At 37.4% G+C, this 16,276-nt stretch carries 19 protein-coding genes; 16 read left to right on the top strand and 3 right to left on the bottom strand.

What is annotated here, in order from left to right:
- Positions 1-134 (top strand): IS3 family transposase (locus AC1Z3K_RS18100; RefSeq protein WP_461732511.1); only part of this gene is annotated, 134 nt, incomplete at its 5' end.
- Positions 135-607: 473 nt separating this feature from the next.
- Here the strand turns inward: AC1Z3K_RS18100 and AC1Z3K_RS18095 are convergent.
- Entirely contained in the window at positions 608-961 is a 354-nt protein-coding gene (locus tag AC1Z3K_RS18095) for a hypothetical protein (RefSeq protein WP_426082075.1), read from the bottom strand.
- 1 nt (position 962) lies between these two features.
- Positions 963-1,400 (bottom strand): helix-turn-helix domain-containing protein, encoded by a 438-nt coding sequence (locus AC1Z3K_RS18090; RefSeq protein ID WP_461733507.1) that lies wholly within the window; start codon positions 1,398-1,400, stop codon positions 963-965.
- 239 nt (positions 1,401-1,639) lie between these two features.
- On the opposite strand from AC1Z3K_RS18090, the gene AC1Z3K_RS18085 reads away from it, so the two are divergent.
- From AC1Z3K_RS18085 to AC1Z3K_RS18020, 14 genes are all read left to right on the top strand, one after another.
- Entirely contained in the window at positions 1,640-1,822 is a 183-nt protein-coding gene (locus tag AC1Z3K_RS18085; protein WP_426082073.1) for a CopG family transcriptional regulator, read from the top strand.
- 246 nt (positions 1,823-2,068) lie between these two features.
- The gene (locus tag AC1Z3K_RS18080) at positions 2,069-2,818 is read left to right on the top strand and encodes an ATP-grasp domain-containing protein (protein WP_426082072.1); all 750 of its coding nucleotides are present in this window, start codon (positions 2,069-2,071) and stop codon (positions 2,816-2,818) included.
- A gap of 207 nt (positions 2,819-3,025) precedes the next feature.
- The gene (locus tag AC1Z3K_RS18075) at positions 3,026-3,928 is read left to right on the top strand and encodes a prenyltransferase (RefSeq protein WP_426082071.1); all 903 of its coding nucleotides are present in this window, start codon (positions 3,026-3,028) and stop codon (positions 3,926-3,928) included.
- 322 nt (positions 3,929-4,250) lie between these two features.
- Positions 4,251-5,129 (top strand): AraC family transcriptional regulator, encoded by an 879-nt coding sequence (locus AC1Z3K_RS18070; protein ID WP_461733506.1) that lies wholly within the window; start codon positions 4,251-4,253, stop codon positions 5,127-5,129.
- Complete coding sequence (locus AC1Z3K_RS18065) at positions 5,126-5,539, top strand: DUF3788 family protein (protein ID WP_461733505.1); 414 nt, start codon at positions 5,126-5,128, stop codon at positions 5,537-5,539. The genes AC1Z3K_RS18070 and AC1Z3K_RS18065 overlap by 4 nt, the downstream gene beginning before the upstream one ends.
- Before the next feature lie 542 nt (positions 5,540-6,081).
- Entirely contained in the window at positions 6,082-7,539 is a 1,458-nt protein-coding gene (locus tag AC1Z3K_RS18060) for a zinc metalloprotease (RefSeq protein WP_461733504.1), read from the top strand.
- A gap of 125 nt (positions 7,540-7,664) precedes the next feature.
- Positions 7,665-8,030: a hypothetical protein gene (locus AC1Z3K_RS18055; RefSeq protein WP_461733503.1), complete on the top strand. Its 366-nt coding sequence runs from the start codon at positions 7,665-7,667 to the stop codon at positions 8,028-8,030.
- Between the two features lie 127 nt (positions 8,031-8,157).
- Positions 8,158-8,526, top strand: coding sequence for a nuclear transport factor 2 family protein (locus tag AC1Z3K_RS18050; protein ID WP_426082064.1), 369 nt, complete (start codon positions 8,158-8,160; stop codon positions 8,524-8,526).
- A 160-nt stretch (positions 8,527-8,686) separates the two neighbouring features.
- The gene (locus tag AC1Z3K_RS18045) at positions 8,687-9,421 is read left to right on the top strand and encodes an MBL fold metallo-hydrolase (RefSeq protein ID WP_461733502.1); all 735 of its coding nucleotides are present in this window, start codon (positions 8,687-8,689) and stop codon (positions 9,419-9,421) included.
- A 272-nt stretch (positions 9,422-9,693) separates the two neighbouring features.
- Complete coding sequence (locus AC1Z3K_RS18040) at positions 9,694-10,233, top strand: RNA polymerase sigma factor (protein ID WP_461733501.1); 540 nt, start codon at positions 9,694-9,696, stop codon at positions 10,231-10,233.
- A complete protein-coding gene (locus tag AC1Z3K_RS18035) occupies positions 10,230-10,979 on the top strand; it encodes a hypothetical protein (RefSeq protein ID WP_461733500.1) in 750 nt (249 codons plus the stop codon). The genes AC1Z3K_RS18040 and AC1Z3K_RS18035 overlap by 4 nt, the downstream gene beginning before the upstream one ends.
- Positions 10,963-11,814, top strand: a complete 852-nt coding sequence (locus tag AC1Z3K_RS18030) for an ABC transporter ATP-binding protein (RefSeq protein WP_461733499.1) — start codon at positions 10,963-10,965, stop codon at positions 11,812-11,814. The genes AC1Z3K_RS18035 and AC1Z3K_RS18030 overlap by 17 nt, the downstream gene beginning before the upstream one ends.
- A gap of 227 nt (positions 11,815-12,041) precedes the next feature.
- Positions 12,042-12,941, top strand: a complete 900-nt coding sequence (locus AC1Z3K_RS18025; protein ID WP_426082058.1) for an ABC transporter ATP-binding protein — start codon at positions 12,042-12,044, stop codon at positions 12,939-12,941.
- Positions 12,919-14,175, top strand: a complete 1,257-nt coding sequence (locus AC1Z3K_RS18020) for an ABC transporter permease subunit (protein WP_461733498.1) — start codon at positions 12,919-12,921, stop codon at positions 14,173-14,175. The genes AC1Z3K_RS18025 and AC1Z3K_RS18020 overlap by 23 nt, the downstream gene beginning before the upstream one ends.
- 268 nt (positions 14,176-14,443) lie before the next feature.
- On the opposite strand, the gene AC1Z3K_RS18015 is transcribed toward AC1Z3K_RS18020, so the two are convergent.
- Positions 14,444-14,866 carry a VOC family protein gene (locus AC1Z3K_RS18015; RefSeq protein WP_426082055.1) on the bottom strand — a complete coding sequence of 141 codons (423 nt, stop codon included), beginning with the start codon at positions 14,864-14,866 and terminating at the stop codon, positions 14,444-14,446.
- A gap of 428 nt (positions 14,867-15,294) precedes the next feature.
- Between AC1Z3K_RS18015 and AC1Z3K_RS18010 the strand changes: the two genes are divergently transcribed.
- On the top strand, positions 15,295-15,747 hold the full coding sequence (locus AC1Z3K_RS18010; protein ID WP_461733497.1) for a helix-turn-helix domain-containing protein: 453 nt from the start codon (positions 15,295-15,297) through the stop codon (positions 15,745-15,747).
- The last annotated feature ends 529 nt before the right edge of the window (positions 15,748-16,276 follow it).

Raw genomic sequence — 16,276 nt, 5'->3', positions numbered from 1 at the left:
ACATAGAGCCAAAATACTCTACCACTACTGTAATAGATATTGTCACAAATTACATTAAGAATTATAATACCCATAGAATTCAACGGAAGTTGGGTTATCTATCACCGATAGCCTATCGAAAACAGACCGTTTAATCGCCTCTCTTTTGCCCTCTCACTTTTGGGGGTCAGTGCCAAAGTGTTTAGCTCCGAAAACCAAGTAGGTACCGTTCAACATCAGCTCATCCCTCGCTGTGTTTCACAGCAAGAAGACGGATTATCCGAAATTTGTCAAGAAACACTACGAGGGAACCGAGTAGCTGTTGATTGATACCTACCTGAGCTCTTTATATTTTTGAAATCGTTCGGCTTATTTCCGAGAACTTCACCTCTAAGTGCTTTTAGCACTTAGAGGTTGATGCTATTGGAACGAAGTATAGTGAGCTTGCTGTCTCTACGAGTCTAGTGACTCTCGAGACAAAGCATTAGGTTCCTGCAAGCTTGTCTACGGTTTTCACTCTGCTGCGATCCTCGAAGCATATAAAGACTGGAACCCGTTTATTCGGATTTTAGAGAAAGAAGAGTTCAGCCATTTGCTTTTGTTCCATCCTTTTTTAGTGGAGAAATAATTATAAAATTTTTGAAACATGTGTAATTTCTTCGAGCTTTAAAAATAATTGTCGTGTTTTTTTCTTTTCAGTGGTTTGAATGACTACCCATTCATCATCTAAGTCCAACAGAACACCTTCAAGTCGAGTTGAATCACTAGCTGTATAAATGAGATTTGGATTGGTAATCTGGCAAGCAGCACCAATCAGTTCTTCAAGCTGTTGTCTTATTTCTATACGTTCCTGTTCATAAGAGAGCTTTTCTTTTTGTTTTTCCTCTTGATAATTGGGATTTTTGCTTTTAAATAGCTCAATTAAATCATCTAATCGGGAAAACAGCATACTTGCAATAATCAATAAAACAATCCACCACATATTAATTCTCCCCCTTCTCGATACCAACAATGTTTTTGGTGAAAATCAGCTTTTCGATTACTTGATTCTTCTCGGTTAGAATCACACGGATGCTGTTTGGGGAAACGGCAGTAATCTTACAATTCGTCAGTGTTGTTTTACCTATGTGAATCCAAGCGTCTGTATCAGGACTCAAATAGATGGTAACTTTCTGATTCAGTAGAGAAAGTAAAAGTGTACTCGTTTTTTTTCTTACAGTGGGTTGTCTGCCGATTAACTCATCCATGGAAACATCATAGAGATTTGCTAAGTCTATCGCTTTATCAATTGTCGGTTGTGCACTACCAGTCTCCCAGTTGGAAATTGTTTGTCTGGTTACATTTATTTCTTGTGCAATCTCTTCCTGAGTAAAACCACGTTCTTTTCGCAGCGTATAAATCAATTCATTAAATTTTGACATTTCAAATCTACCTCCAGAAAAAATTGTACAAAAATAACTGACTTTATTCTATCAAATGTCTTAATATATTACGCAAATTTTTTTAACATTCTCGATTTAGTGGGATTCTTGAAGAAAAAAATTCATAAATATCAATGAGAAATGAGAGCATAAGATTTGTCAATTGTTTGTTGCACAAGTGCAACACTTGTGTTATTATCTAATCAGTATTTTATTATTAAAGAGAAAAGAGTGAAACAATGGCTACCGATAAAAATCGTGTAATGATTAGTCTGGATGATAAAAATCTAGAGAAGCTGGAAAATTTGGTTGAAGATGCCCGGGACCGGAGAGGCTTACGGCTGACAAAATCACAGATTATCGAATTATTGCTGAATACTGTAGAAACTTTTGACGATATTATGGGAAATATTCAAAAATAGTTTACATGAGGGCGCGAGAGAAATACTAGAAGTTGCTAACATTGAAGTAAAGTGAGTCGCTGTTCTGCTGCTTTAACGATTCTTGGGAGGTACCTATAAGCTTTTCTACGGTTTTCAATCCATGAAGCAGTGAGGATTTTTGAGACACCGATTATTCGATTCTAAGGGACGGTTTATGTTAATAATCTACCCTTTTTATTTACCAAATAAGTGTTGCACTTGTGAATCACTAGATGGGAGAAGAAAATGACAGTTTATATCAAAGAGACAAAATATCCAATTGAACCGAGTATTGATAAATATAATGCCCTTGTGGGATTTTACCTGAGGGGGGAGGAGATTATTCGCTATCAGTCGATTTATGACATTTTTGAGTTGAGAAAAGAAGATGTTGTGGTAGATTACATCAAAGAAACCTTAGAGCTGCTCCAACTGATGGATATCAAACCTGAATTTGAAGATTATCCGGCGGAGCTTTCTGATTTTTATGGTCGACATATTCGTTCTGGTCTTTTAGGCGAAATAGTCAATATACCTGAAAACTGGGGGCAGTTTGTCAAACCCAAAACGGTTAGCAAGGCATTTACTGGACGTGTTGTCAGGGGAACGAAAGATTTAATAGGGATAGGGTTGCCTTTTGATTTCCCTGTCTGGATTAGTGAAGCTGTCAATTTTTTAGCAGAATGGCGAGTGTTTGTATTGAATGGTTCAATTCTGGATGTCCGCCCCTACCGAGGGGATTATCATGTACATTATGATGCAGCAATTATCGATCAAGCTGTTAAAAGCTGGACAAAGAGCCCTTCCGCTTATGGGCTAGATATTGGGGTAACAGATGATGGCAGAACCTTGATTGTCGAAGTAAATGATGGCTTTGCCTTAGGAAATTACGGACTGTTGCCAATATCCTCTGCTATTTTTTCAGAAACCAGATGGCGGGAAATGACGGCGCCTTATTTTGATAAGCATGAACGGCTAATAATTACTCAAGAGTAGCAGAATAGCCGGTAAGAGAGAGTTATTGGTATGAGTTGTTTGAAGCTGCGATTGGTCTGAAAACTCTCAAAAGAACAAGTTTTTTGCTAGAATCCAGTATAATGAGAGGTAGTTTCCCACTAATGGAACAAAAGCGTTGACAGAAGCAAGTCGGCTAGATAGGATAAGAGCTTGGAGACAAACTTTATTTAGTATAGGAGCTTATTCATGTCATTCAAAATTATCTGGGAGCTAGGCGAGATTTATACTGCACCGCTGAATTTTTTTCTGATTCTGTTAGGAATGTCCTATTCCAGCTATCATTATGGTGTTTTCTTCAACTGGCGTATTCTTTTATTTACACTTACATTGAGTTTTATTCATGTTGCGGTCAATATTTTCAATAACTATATGGACTACCAAAATGCCAAAGATGAAGAATATAAGACGAAAACAAATATCATTGGCCGAGAACAGCTGAAGCTTTCTACAGTAAGGAAACTTTTTTTTGTGTTCCTACTCTTGTCTATGGTGACAGGAGCAATTCTGACTTGGTCTTCTGACTATTTCATTTTGCTGCTGGGAATCGTCGGCTACTATGTGGGCTTAGGGTATTCTTATGGCATTCGGCCAATCAATAGTTTACCTATTGCTGAGACCATACCGGCTGTTCTAAGCGGCTATATGATCCCTGCGATGAGTGTTTACTTGACTGCGTATGGAAAGACTGAAATCAACGGCAGCTTCTGGGGACAGACCCTGCTGGCATTCAGTCCAATGGTTCTTTGTATGTTTAATAATTTGTTAGCAAATAATACCTGCGATTTGGAAGAGGACATTCGGAACAATCGGAAAACACTCGTTTACTATATTGGCAAAAAGCAAAGTGTACGCTTACTACTGGTTTTTCTAGGCTTGAGCTTCTTAGTGATGGTCGCGAGTGTCTTTCTTCAGGCCGCTCCGCCCACCGTGTTATTAAGCTTACTGTTGCTGCCGCTCATCATTAAGCTGATTCAACCTTATGTTAGAGCGCAAATAAAGACACAGACCTTTCCCCTGGTGCTTAAGGCAATGTCGCTAATGATGGTACTTTATCCAGTATTTTATTTACTGGGCAGCTTTAGCTATTAAGTGAATAAATGTAACTGGCCGTAGTATGACTTGAATCATGCTGCGGTCTTTTTTCTTTAGTTCTAAAAAGAAAAAGCTTCTTTTAATTATTAATGTTGACAAATATGGCAGGTATGGGTAGCGGCTGTTTCGATAACTATTCCTTGAAAGAAACTAGCTCCACTTATCTTTGAGTGTTAGCCTATATATTGATTCTCCGCTAGAGTTTTCAGACCCCCTCTAATGTACATGCTCTCTAATTATTATGTCAGAGGAGAGGACGGAATATTGTTAGTGCCTTATAATAAAGTATACGAATAGACTACTGTTGGAGATGATGAAAATGGATTGGATAGAGAAAATGAATGAGGCAATTAGTTATATTGAACAACATATTACCGAGACATTGAGTACTGAGGATATTGCTAAGGTAGCTAGCTGCTCCTCCTATCATTTTCAGAGAATGTTTGCTTATATGACTGGCGTTCCCTTGTCGGAATATATTCGGCGAAGAAGGATGTCTTTAGCAGTAGCTGATTTAAAAAGCGCTGATATGAAAATCATGGATGTAGCATTAAAATACGGCTACCGCTCACCCACTGCATTTAACCGTGCCTTTCAAAGCGTACACGGAATAGCACCGTCACTTGTTAAATTAGAGGGTGTATCGGTCAAATCATATACACCTCTTAGCTTTCAAATGGTCGTAAAAGGAGTGGAAAGTCTGGATTTCAGGATTGAGACAAAAGAGGCCTTTCGTGTTGTAGGTATCTCTATTCCGCTTTTTGGGGATTTTGAGAGTATGAATGAGCCGATTGAACAGGTTTGGAAATTTGCTGAGAGCAACGGTACAATTAAGAAGCTGAAAAGTTTAATGGGAAACGAGTCATCAGGCTTACTTGAAGTGATGATGCCAGATGAAAATACTGAAACTTGGCGGTATTTAATTTCGGTTGCAGCCGACACGCCAATTGAGGAGCCTTTAGAGGAACATATAGTCGCTGCCTATACCTGGGCCATTTTTTCGTATGAAGGAAAAACAATTGAAGAAACACAGGAGCTGGGAAACCGCGTAATCTCAGAATGGCTGCCAACAAGCGGATATGAATATGACAATGGTCCGGATATTTCAGTACATGCTAAAGAAAACTCGGAGGGAGCAATTCTTGAGTATTGGGTACCAATTAAAAAACTGAGTAAAAGTGAGGCTGAAATACTATGATGGATTTTAAAAAAGATAAAAATATCGAACCGACTGCTGAAAATTTAAGAATTGTTTTAGGAAATAGCTTTTCTGCGTACAAAACATTAGTAGAAAAGTTAGCAGATTTTGAAGTGGTTCTTGAGTGGCGTTTTTACAGAGATGGGGGCTGGCTTGCTAAGGCAGTTCGTAAGAAAAAAACAATATTTTGGGGAGAAGCAAAGAATGGTTATTTCACTGTTGCTTTTCATTTTAATGAAGGAAACAAACAGGGTGTTTTTGTATTAGCTATAGCAGATGAGTTAAAACAAGCTTTTTCCGAAGCTTCACTCATTGGTGGTAAGTGGACTACGCTAAAAATCGATATCTATAGTGAAAGTGAGTTGCCTGATGTTTACCAATTAATAGAGTATAAAAAGAGAGCCAAGTAACAGAAATACAAGAAGTAATCATGTAATGATTAGCCTAATCATTCATAGAAAAAATTTATACAGCGACTGACAAATTTAACAGCGAATAAAATCTATTGCTTTAAAGGTTGAGTGATTAAGCTATAACTGGTGGTTTTGAGGAATAATCAAAGCCGCCAGTTTCTATATTGTAGTGAGCGTGTTAACTAGGAGAAACTAAACTGGAATAAGGAACCTTTTCTTTATAAGATGTTTAAATATGACTTAATCCATGATTAAATGGTATTACGCTATATAAAAAAAGAAGAATTTATTCGACAATAGCTATGGACCTTTCAAGATAATTTTTCTATAAGGAATAATCTATCAAATACAAGCAAAAAGGAGAGCTAGAAGTAACAAGCAATAGAGAGCACATTCAACTATTAGCTGAATACGTCTGAAGAAATTATTAAGTATTTTTAGATATTCCAATAGAAATTTTTGAATAGTTTATAATGGATAGTGGGTAAAGAAAAAGGAATAATATTTTTGATTAAATTTTATTTAGGGGGAGTAAAAATATGCTAAGAAAATGTGTTATTTTGGGAAGTTTGTTAATTGCAGGTACAATTCTGTCTTTTGAAAATGTCGAAGCTGCAAATGCGTCTGTAAATCAAAAAACTACGTATTATCAAAGAACTGCTCAGCACTACAATCCAGAAGGATCAATTGACTTGTCCTACTACACTCAATCAGAGTTGGAATCACTGACAAAAATTACTCATGGGAGTGAATATCACGGGAATACTAGCCTTGATAAAGCTGCTACTGACCACATTTATGTACTAGAAAACGCACCACTTCCCAACTTTGTTGGAACCGATGGAATTCTTCAATTATACAATGAGTCTGAGATGATGACAGATACAATGGTTCAAGATGCTGCTAAATATTGGAATACATTAGCTGGAACGACCATTGTGGAAGTCGTATCTTCGCCAGAAAAAAGTGATGAGATTATACACGATTCTCCAGAAAAATTAGGAGCATTAGGTGGACAGACCTATAGTGGTGATGGCATACTGTTTTACCCAAATCAATGGGCAATTGATTCATTAGAACCTGCTGCTCAACTAGATTGGAAAGAGTCAACTCTAATTCATGAAATTGGACATGCTCTTGGTATTCCTCACTTGGGCGGCGGCGAAGATGGCTATAATGCTCAAAGAGACAATATTTCAGGAACTGAATTTATGGCGCCGTGGACTACTGGATTATGGAACTCGCCTAAAGAAAATAGCAATGGTGTAAAAAGTACGGCAGTCGATGCGGCAGCTTTAGCACTTGCTGGTTTAAGCTGGGAGCAGCCTAAAAAACTTTCATCATGGATTTTGACAAGTCCTGAAGGGTTTGTTAACTACCATGATAGTAAAATAACAACGAATCTTGATACGTTATTCGGAATAAGGATTGATTTTGAAGGAAACTATATTCAAACAAAGCAACAAGTTAATGTAGTCTCTTCAATCATTAAAAACTACAATGTCTACACTATAAATGAGGAAGTACTGAATAATAAAGCTGGTATCAGTAGTGCAAAAGTTGTAGGAACGACTAATGGTATGGGATTAACTGATAAAGATCTCACTATTTTGGCGTACTATACATCTACCAAAGGAAACTCTTATTACAAAATTTCAGCAGATGGACAGGAATATGTTGTTAACTCCAGAGCTTTCGATACTAAGTTTGGTATTGAAATTGATTTTAAAGAAAACTATATACAGACAAAAAAAGAAGTAAGCACAGTGTTATCCATAATAAAGAATTACAATGTTTATACTATTGACGAAGCGGTATTGGAATTAGGCTTTGGACGATCCGCTGCAAAAACCGTTCAAACAACTAACGGATTAGGATTGATTGGTAAAGAAGTAAATATTATCGCCTATTACACTTCTACGAAAGGGAACCCGTATTATAAAATTTCAGTAGATGGGCAGGAGTATGTTGTTAACATTGCGGCTTTTGAAAGCTGAAATATATAAGGTGACTATAGATTAATAGGTTCTGTAGACAGGTTCATAGAAAGCGAAAGAGTTGACGTCTGAGGGCTATGCGCGGAATAGCATCAAAAAGGATACAAATGAATGGAGTTGATTTGTTGGGTAAGAATATACTGAGACAAAAAAGTTCAGTACAAGGCTGTGGGTATTTATTTTTGCTGGCGCTTATTTTGATTATCCCCATAGGATTCGGCGTAGTCAAAGTCAGTGACAATCTTTTTAACAATCCCAATGAACAGATACTATCTCAACTGCCAAATTTTGTAGAGGTTCCCAGTTATGACCCTAAGGATGATTTCCCTATGATAAGCGAAAGTGAGAAAGCTTCAAAAAACGAGATGTGGTACGAGATTAGAATACAAGCTGCTAATCAAAAGGAGTATTTGTACTCAGTAAAAGTAGTCATTAGGAAGAAACTATTTCTGCAGCCGAAATTAAACGTAACAGAAGTTATAGAGCATTAAGCTCAACCAGTTTATTAGTTTATTTAATAATTCCCCAAAAGCTCAATAGCTGGAATCAATAGCATAACCTGAAATCTCCTCACGTTGTTCGGCTTCTAAAAAGATTAATAATTGAAGGAGAAAAACAATGAAAAGAGACATAGTATTGGATTTTGTTGCTGCAATTAATCATCAGGACTTGCCTCAAATTATTCAAATGATGTCAGAAGATTTCTGTTTTATTGATACCTATGGAGATAAAGAAGACAAAGAACAAATGAAGATAGGCTGGCAGGGCTATTTCGATTGGTTTCCAGACTATACTATTGAAGTAGATGATTATATTGAAAGCGAGAAATTCTCAATGATAATCGGAACAGCAAGTGCTTCATACCTAGGAAACAAAAGTAAATCATGGTATTTTCCAGCATGCTGGAAAGTAGTAGTTAAAAATAATCAAATACAATTATGGCAAGTGTTTTGTGATTCGAAAAAGCAACTGGATTCTATGAAGTAAAAGTTCGTAAGATTTTCAAAAAGAGTGGTAAGGATTGTAGTCATTCAAAAATGATATTCTTAAAATAAGATAAACTAGAGCCTGTCTAAAAACTATAGGAAAAACAAGCTTTTCAGACATAATCTAGTAGAAATAAAAGTTGAATGCAAAAGGAGTAGTTATGGAAAAGAGAATTCTTGACCCGCACAGTTATGCGTATATTTTTAATGAATTAGATCCATTTATAACCATGGTCTTTGTTTTAATTAAACCAGAAGCAGTTTATATTATTGACACGTATTGCGGTTCTGAGTATATGGCTGAAATCATGGCGGATATTGAAAATGAACTGAAGGGGAAAAAGCTGTATGTTATCAACACGCATTTTCATTGGGATCATGTTTGGGGAAATCCTTATTTTGAACAGACGCCAATTATCGCCCATTACCTGTGCGGTACGCTCATGGAAGAATCATGGGAGACAGACCTTAGCGAGGAAGGACAACACTTTAAAGGAGAGAAACGGCTGGTGAAGCCTACGGTGTTGATTGAGGACGCCGGTAGCTGGGAAAATGAAGATATCTATATTTTTCATACGCCTGGGCATACTAGAGATGGTCTGTCGGTTTTGGATAAGAAATCAGATTTTCTTTATGTAGGGGATAATCTTGAACGTCCAATTATTCAAATTTACGAAAATAATCTTGATGTATATACGGATACTCTGAACAAATATGTTCAAATGAACCCTAAGCAGATTCATGCCGGACATAGTTTAGCCATCACGCTTACAGAGATAGAGGAGACAATACAGTATATTGACGCATTGAAGACAGGAAAACCGCTTGAACTAGGTGATTCATTTTGTCAGGAAATCCACGAAAGTAATCAGCATTACGCGGCCGCTGAAGAATAAATAAAGCTCTAATAGTTACGAAAAAGCTGTGTTTTTTAGTAGTTTAACTATAAAATTACTGAATGAAGCGCAAGCTTTCATAAAAAACGTTTTTCCAATTCCTAATTATTTCTTATAGTTAATTTTCGACACCTGATGAATCGACCGATTTATTGGGTGTCTTTATAGTTATTTTATAAGGCAGGTTTGCTGTTTGAAATAGAATAAAAAATAGTAGAAAATTAAAACTTTTTTACTATCCATCGGTTAATAATAGATGAGGGGGTGTTTCAGTGGATGAGTGGTTATTGATTTATTACAGTAAAAAAGGCGATCGCCGCGCGTTGAACGAACTGATTGAAAATTATTATCAGGATATTTACCGCTACTGTTATCGGAGATGTTTTGGAAATCAGGGACTAGCGGAGGAAATCACTCAGGAAGTTTTTCTGCGGCTGGTTCATCATATTAAGAGCTATCGTTTTACGGGAAAGTTTCGCAACTACTTATTTACCATTGCGGTTAACCTTTGCACCAATACACTAGCCAAAAAGCAGCTGCCCAATTTGTCCATAGATACAGAACTGCTGGCTGCGGATGTCAGCACGAATCCTGTTGAGCAGACCCTGGAGTCAGAAAAAAAATTAATAATTAAAGGGCTGATTGATGAGCTTCCCCCGATTCAAAAAGACGTTATTATTCTGCGGTACTATCATAACCTTAGGCTAAAGGATATTGCTCAGATTTTGGAAGTCCCCTTGTCAACAGTAAAATCAAGATTGAAGCAGGGGCAGATAAAAATAAAAAGCAGACTGGAGGAAGAAAATCTATGAATACTGATTTAGATAATCAATTAAAAGATGTTCTTAACCGTTATCAGGTAGAGGATTCTAATAAGCAGAAGCAGACGATTCACTTAGCAGAACAAGCTTTGGCTTCACAGGATTTTCCTCAAACGCTGCTGAAGCAGCTGGTGAATCAGATACGCTACTTATCGCCATCATTTATTCTTATACAGCTGCTTTTGACATTAGCTATCCTAATTATGATTGGAAGAGATTATACCTCATCAGGTTCAGTCATGATGTATTCTCTGGCGTTTAGTGTACTGCTTTGCTTAACCATGCTTCCGGAATTATTGAAAAGCTTCATTTATTCAACCTGGCAGATTGAGAAGTCCTGCCGCTACGCCTTTCATCAAGTTCTGCTGATGCGTTATTTTGCCCTAGGACTTATCGAATTTCTACTGCTGCTGACAGCTGGATCAATAACGGCATTTTTTTCTGACAGCTCATTTCTTTTAACATTGCTGCGCTTCTTTGTTCCTTTTACGGTTATTAGTGGAATAAGCTTAGGGGTTGTCACTATGACGAATAGCTTTCTTTCCTTCTGGGGGCAACAGGTAGTGACGGTGGTATTAATCATTCTGTTGTTAAAAGGTGTTGACGGCATCATTTCATTGAATCAGCTTACAGAGATTCAATGGATTTTAGCAGGTCTAGGGGGGAGCTTTTTGTCTTTGATTTCCATGCTGTCTCTGAGCCGAAAAGGAGGTGTAAGGCTTGGAATTAACCGTTAAAAAATTGAGTCTTTTGAACGAAAAAAAACTAATTTTAGACCGAATTAGCTTTTCCTTGAGGAAGGGGCTTTATTGCTTAGCTGGTCCAAATGGTTCAGGCAAGACCTCCCTTTTAGCAATTTTGGCAGGTATTTCTGACAGAACGCTGGGAGATATTATGGTAGCTCAGGAGCTTCAAGTAACCCTAGGAGAGGAATATCGAAATAAATTAGGCTTTTTGCCCCAAGCATTCGGACTAATTCCGACGATGACACCGGTTCGCTTTCTAAAGTATATAGCAGGCTTGAAGGGCATTCCTGCTTATCAGGCGAAGCAGCAAATCAATGATTTATTGATGGAGTTAGGCTTATCGGATAAAAAGAATCGGAAGATAGCGAAGCTGTCTATGGGAGAGCGTCAGCGGATAGGTATTGCACAGGCGTTATTAAATAATCCGGAGCTAATCCTCCTTGATGAACCCTTTAACCATCTGGATCCTGAACAGCGGATAGCTTTAAGAAGGCTACTCAAGCAGCTTTCCCAGAAACGAACGATTCTTTATTCCACTCACCTAGTTAGTGAAATAGGGGAAGCAGATGAGATATTGCTGTTAAAATCAGGAGAGCTAATAGCCAAGGAGTCGCTTGTCGACTTAACTACTAAATTTGATGGGATGATTTGGGAAATAACAGGGGCGGTGGAAGCACAGCTTATGAAGGGGAAAATATTAAGTAGAGTCCTGCAGGCTTCTCAAAAAAAGCTTCGCGTTTATAGTGAACAGCAGCCACATCTGACGGCTGTTCAGGTCAAACCGACTGTTGAAGATATTTATTTTTATTATATGAATCCAGGTTAAAGGAACGGGTAGCTAGTGAATTGGTAGACGAAGCGAAAATCAGTTGAATCAATACTTGTTTCTAAATTAGAGAAAATGATTTTGTCAGGGACGATCAGTGTATTAATGAAAGGAACAATTGCTACAACAGGCAGAACGATAGAGGTACGAAGAGACAACTATACGTAAAGAAAGTAGGATAAGCTCTTGTTTTTATCAAGTGCTGTTTACTAAAGGAGGTTGAAACAATGAAATTGGAGTATTTAAACCTGACAAAACAATTTAAGGACATTGAGGCAGTAAAAAATTTTTCACTGACGTTAACCCCTGGAATATATGGATTATTAGGAGCAAATGGTTCTGGAAAATCCACGTTAATGAACATGACCTGCGGGCTGTTAAAGCCAACCTCAGGGGAAATTCTTTTTGATGGTCAGCCCATCAAAAAAATAGAGGATGCCTTTCTGGAAAAAATTGGTTATCTACCTCAGCGGTTTGGGTATTATGAGGAATTCTCTGTGGGGGAGTTTTTACGTTATATGGGACTTATCAAGGGGATGAAAAGCAGTAGTATAAATCAGAGAATTGATGAAGTATTAACAGTGGTAGGTTTGAAGGAGCTGACTAACCGGAAAATGAATACTCTGTCGGGCGGAATGAAGCAGCGGGTTGGTATTGCCCAAGCAGTTATCAACAATCCTAAAATACTGATTTTAGATGAACCGACAGTTGGTTTAGATCCACAAGAACGTGTTAATTTTAGAAATCTTATTTCAAATCTGGCGGATGACCGGATTGTCTTATTGTCCACACATATCGTTTCAGATGTAGAGTATATTTCTGACCGAATCGTTATTATGAAGCAAGGCCAGATATTGCTGGAAAGCCCAACTCATGAAGCTGTTAATATTGTTCAGAACAAAGTTTGGCTAGCAACGGTGAACCAGCAAGAACTAGCTGCTATCCCTCACTTAACTATTGCCAACATTCATTACAGTGGGGATACTATTCAACTGCGGATTATCAGCGAGGAGCAGCCGCTGGAAAACGCAGAACTGACTGAGCCGGTCATGGAGGATGTTTATCTATATTACTTCAAGGAAAAAAGCGAGGAGAGGATTTCTAATGATAGAATTAATCAGATTTGAATGGGAAAAGATTTTTAAGCGTAAATCCACGCTGATTAGCTTAGCAATTATTAGCTTATTTACTATCTGGTTATTCATTTTGCCCGCTTTTCAAGTGCAGACGACTGATCTACAAGGGAAAACCTACAAAGGCTTGAGTGCTGTTAATATTCAAAAAGAACTTATTCGACAGCAACCGAATGTATTGACTGAAGAGGTGCTTGGCGCAGTGGTTGAAGAATATCAGCAGATTGCTGCAAACCCGGCCAGCTATATTGAAAACGAAGAGGGCGAAAAAGAATTCACCTCTGAGATTATTCATTCATTTTATAATCAAAATTATGCGCTGTTGTCTTTGGTTGCCAGTACTTTCTATGACCCTCAGTACTATACAACGCCTGACTATGCATTGAAAATTCCAGTTGAAGAAGATGGCACACTGGGATTTTATCAGCAATATCAGCAAAATCAAGCAGCGATGCTGGCAAGAGATATTCCAGAAAATGGCGGAGCGTTAACCGAGTCGGCAAAGAGCTATTGGCAGAAAAAAACTGCGGCTGTTTCAGCGCCTTACCGTTATGGTTATTATGCAGGCTGGAACAATATAGGTGATCGAATCGGATTTATTCCGTTGCTCATCCTGATGATTTGTCTTTCGCTTGCTCCTATTTTTGCCGGAGAGTATCAAAATGGGACAGCGGTTCTAATTCTTTCCAGTAAATTTGGCAAAAGTAAAGTATTGGCTGCTAAAGTTGCTGCTGCCTATCTTTTCGGATTGTTCGTATATGGCATAACCATGCTGCTCGCATTTGGAGGAACCTTTGCCCTTTTTGGAAGTGAAGGAGGCGAGCTGCCGATACAGTTGAGAGTGCCCAATTCTCCATTTCCCTGGACGTTTAGTGAGATGGTTTGGATTCACTTCGGATTAGGACTGCTGGTTCTTTTTGGAATGATTGGGGTGACACTTCTTCTCTCTTCACGATTGAGTACGCCGGTTCCTGTGCTGGTCACAAATGTATTGCTGCTAATGATGCCGTTTATTATGCCGAAGTCCACTGCCTCGGTACTGTATAACTGGCTAGTTAATCTGCTGCCGGGGGTTCAGCTGAATATGAAATTCGTCAGTAATATCACCTACAACATAGCAGGCTGGACAACGAATCTTTTTACTATCAACGTACTTGTGTATTTATTGATTATCTTGGTGACTGTTCCACTTGCTATTCGCAGTTTTCGTGAACATCAGACAGCATAGAAAATTGCGCAGCAGAGTAGCTGATAAGTGTTTGAGTTGAGAGTATGATTGTTTTGATATGATTAAATAAGAGCTAATAATATGAGGCTATGACAAAAGAGTTTTAGCTTATGAAATGAGGCTGAATATACTGAAAATAGGAGAAACTATTTTCGTCTATTCAGCCTTATTTTCAAAGAAGCTAATAAATACTGTATTCAGTTTTAGGGACAGAGACATACAAGTCTCGCCTCCCATTTTTATTGCTGAAAAATGATACTGAGCCTTCCTAGTTGAATTTTTCTGAAACACGATCAATTACAGTTTCAAAGGAATCAGTTGTTTCTGTTCCTGCTTGTGTCAATGTAATCAGATAGCCGTCGCAATCTCTAATGGTCATTTCTTCTGCGTTCCAAGGCTGTTTTTCAAGTGCTTCAATGATAAATTTTTCTGGTATACGTTCTGCAAGCTCATGCAGATGATCAACGGTTAAATTCATTCGTAATCCGTCTCCCGCAGTGAAAGCTTCTGATTGAATCAGCATAATATCCTGATAATTTTTCAGACGTAAATGATTCATGCTCACTTCGTTATTTTCATTTTTAAATGCAAATAATGAAGTGAATCCCAATAAATCTGTATACCAAGCTGCTGCTTTTTGAATATCCTTCACCATTAATTTATTAAACATCGGCATTAAATAAACATCCAAGCCGCCCACCTCCTTTCTTCGCTGCTAAATTCAGCATAAGCTATAACGCCGCGTAAATGTCAACAAGAAAAAGGCAGCCAGCATTCTAAATTATGATACACTAAATAAAGAAGGTCACTAGAGGATGAAAAGAAATGGAGAATTACTTAGAAAATTTACTTCAGTACATAGAAAAATAGGTTGAAAGTAATGATTGATATCTGTAATTATATTAGGGGCAAGTATAGAAGGGGAAAAAACTGCGGCTGCTGTTTGTTCATAGCGTGTTTTCTGAAAGTTGAATAGCGTGTAGATAGATTTCGCATAGATGGATTGTTGCTTGATAAATCAACGTTAGTAAGATATTTCTAGGCTTCTTTTACAGATTAGGCAGCTATTGGATGGCAAGGTATCATTAAGTAAAAGACAATAGTAGTTGAGGAGGGATGATGATAGATTTAGCAAGATTTTTAAAACAAAGGCGCAAAGATTGCTGTTTAACTCAAGAAGAAGTAGCTGGAAAAATATTAGTCAATCAAAAATCTATTTCAAATTGGGAAAACGGTAAAACAGTACCTGATATTTATAATTTAAGTGCCTTGGCTAAACTATATGATTTTTCCTTAGATAAACTATTATTGAAGGAATCGAAAATGATGAATGACATCAAAGTAATTGGAGATACACAGAGAGTAAAGCGCTGGCTGAAGCTGGCAGCGATTGAACTAGTAATTGGCGTGGCAAGTTTGATTGCTGTAACGAAGTATATCGGAACCAAGAATAGTTTAGGTGTTCTCTTGCTAACAGGCGGAGCTGTTTCCATTGGAATGATGGTGGACTCTATTTTAAAAGCAATACTAGTTAAAACTATGGATACAGGGAATCGTAAAAAAACATACTAAGAATGGATTTTGGTCAGTAATAAATAGTTAGGCACTTGTCTGTCTACCTCCGAATAAGCAATGTTCTAAAAGCAGCTTCTTCGGAAATAAACCGTACTATACGAAAATGTCTCCACATTTTCAATATAGTACGGTTTATTTGTTGATGCAAAATACTTTTGGTCAACTCCTATATTTGTAATCAATGTAGTAGATTGGCTAACTGTATTTGAAAACGAAAGCTGTGTGCAGAAAAAAATAAAAAACTATGAAAAATAGAAAATAACTTCTTTGGGAACTAGTCGATAAACGTAGTAAAAGCCGTGCTTCCTTCAGTGATTTTTCCGGTTTTGATAGTAAAAAAGGTTTTCAGGTACATGAAAAATCATTGGTTTTTACGGCGAATCTGATTGGAAACTAAAAGATAGAATCTGAAATCCAATTTAATTAACGAGTGTTTTTGTTATTTTAAAATATTATTTATTCTTTTTTGTACTTAATAATTTAAATTTCTTTGTATTGTAATATCAATTTTATAGTACTGTTAATT

It is taken from the genome of Enterococcus sp. LJL128 (assembly GCF_056924295.1).
Note: the sequence above shows the minus strand (reverse complement) of the source record. Positions and strands in the feature narration are given on the sequence as shown.

Coding starts and splice junctions, on each gene's coding strand:
- AC1Z3K_RS18095 (WP_426082075.1), bottom strand. CDS start 961: ATGTGGTGGATTGTTTTATTGATTATTGCAAGTATGCTGTTTTCCCGA.
- AC1Z3K_RS18090 (WP_461733507.1), bottom strand. CDS start 1,400: ATGTCAAAATTTAATGAATTGATTTATACGCTGCGAAAAGAACGTGGT.
- AC1Z3K_RS18085 (WP_426082073.1), top strand. CDS start 1,640: ATGGCTACCGATAAAAATCGTGTAATGATTAGTCTGGATGATAAAAAT.
- AC1Z3K_RS18080 (WP_426082072.1), top strand. CDS start 2,069: ATGACAGTTTATATCAAAGAGACAAAATATCCAATTGAACCGAGTATT.
- AC1Z3K_RS18075 (WP_426082071.1), top strand. CDS start 3,026: ATGTCATTCAAAATTATCTGGGAGCTAGGCGAGATTTATACTGCACCG.
- AC1Z3K_RS18070 (WP_461733506.1), top strand. CDS start 4,251: ATGGATTGGATAGAGAAAATGAATGAGGCAATTAGTTATATTGAACAA.
- AC1Z3K_RS18065 (WP_461733505.1), top strand. CDS start 5,126: ATGATGGATTTTAAAAAAGATAAAAATATCGAACCGACTGCTGAAAAT.
- AC1Z3K_RS18060 (WP_461733504.1), top strand. CDS start 6,082: ATGCTAAGAAAATGTGTTATTTTGGGAAGTTTGTTAATTGCAGGTACA.
- AC1Z3K_RS18050 (WP_426082064.1), top strand. CDS start 8,158: ATGAAAAGAGACATAGTATTGGATTTTGTTGCTGCAATTAATCATCAG.
- AC1Z3K_RS18045 (WP_461733502.1), top strand. CDS start 8,687: ATGGAAAAGAGAATTCTTGACCCGCACAGTTATGCGTATATTTTTAAT.
- AC1Z3K_RS18035 (WP_461733500.1), top strand. CDS start 10,230: ATGAATACTGATTTAGATAATCAATTAAAAGATGTTCTTAACCGTTAT.
- AC1Z3K_RS18025 (WP_426082058.1), top strand. CDS start 12,042: ATGAAATTGGAGTATTTAAACCTGACAAAACAATTTAAGGACATTGAG.
- AC1Z3K_RS18020 (WP_461733498.1), top strand. CDS start 12,919: ATGATAGAATTAATCAGATTTGAATGGGAAAAGATTTTTAAGCGTAAA.
- AC1Z3K_RS18010 (WP_461733497.1), top strand. CDS start 15,295: ATGATAGATTTAGCAAGATTTTTAAAACAAAGGCGCAAAGATTGCTGT.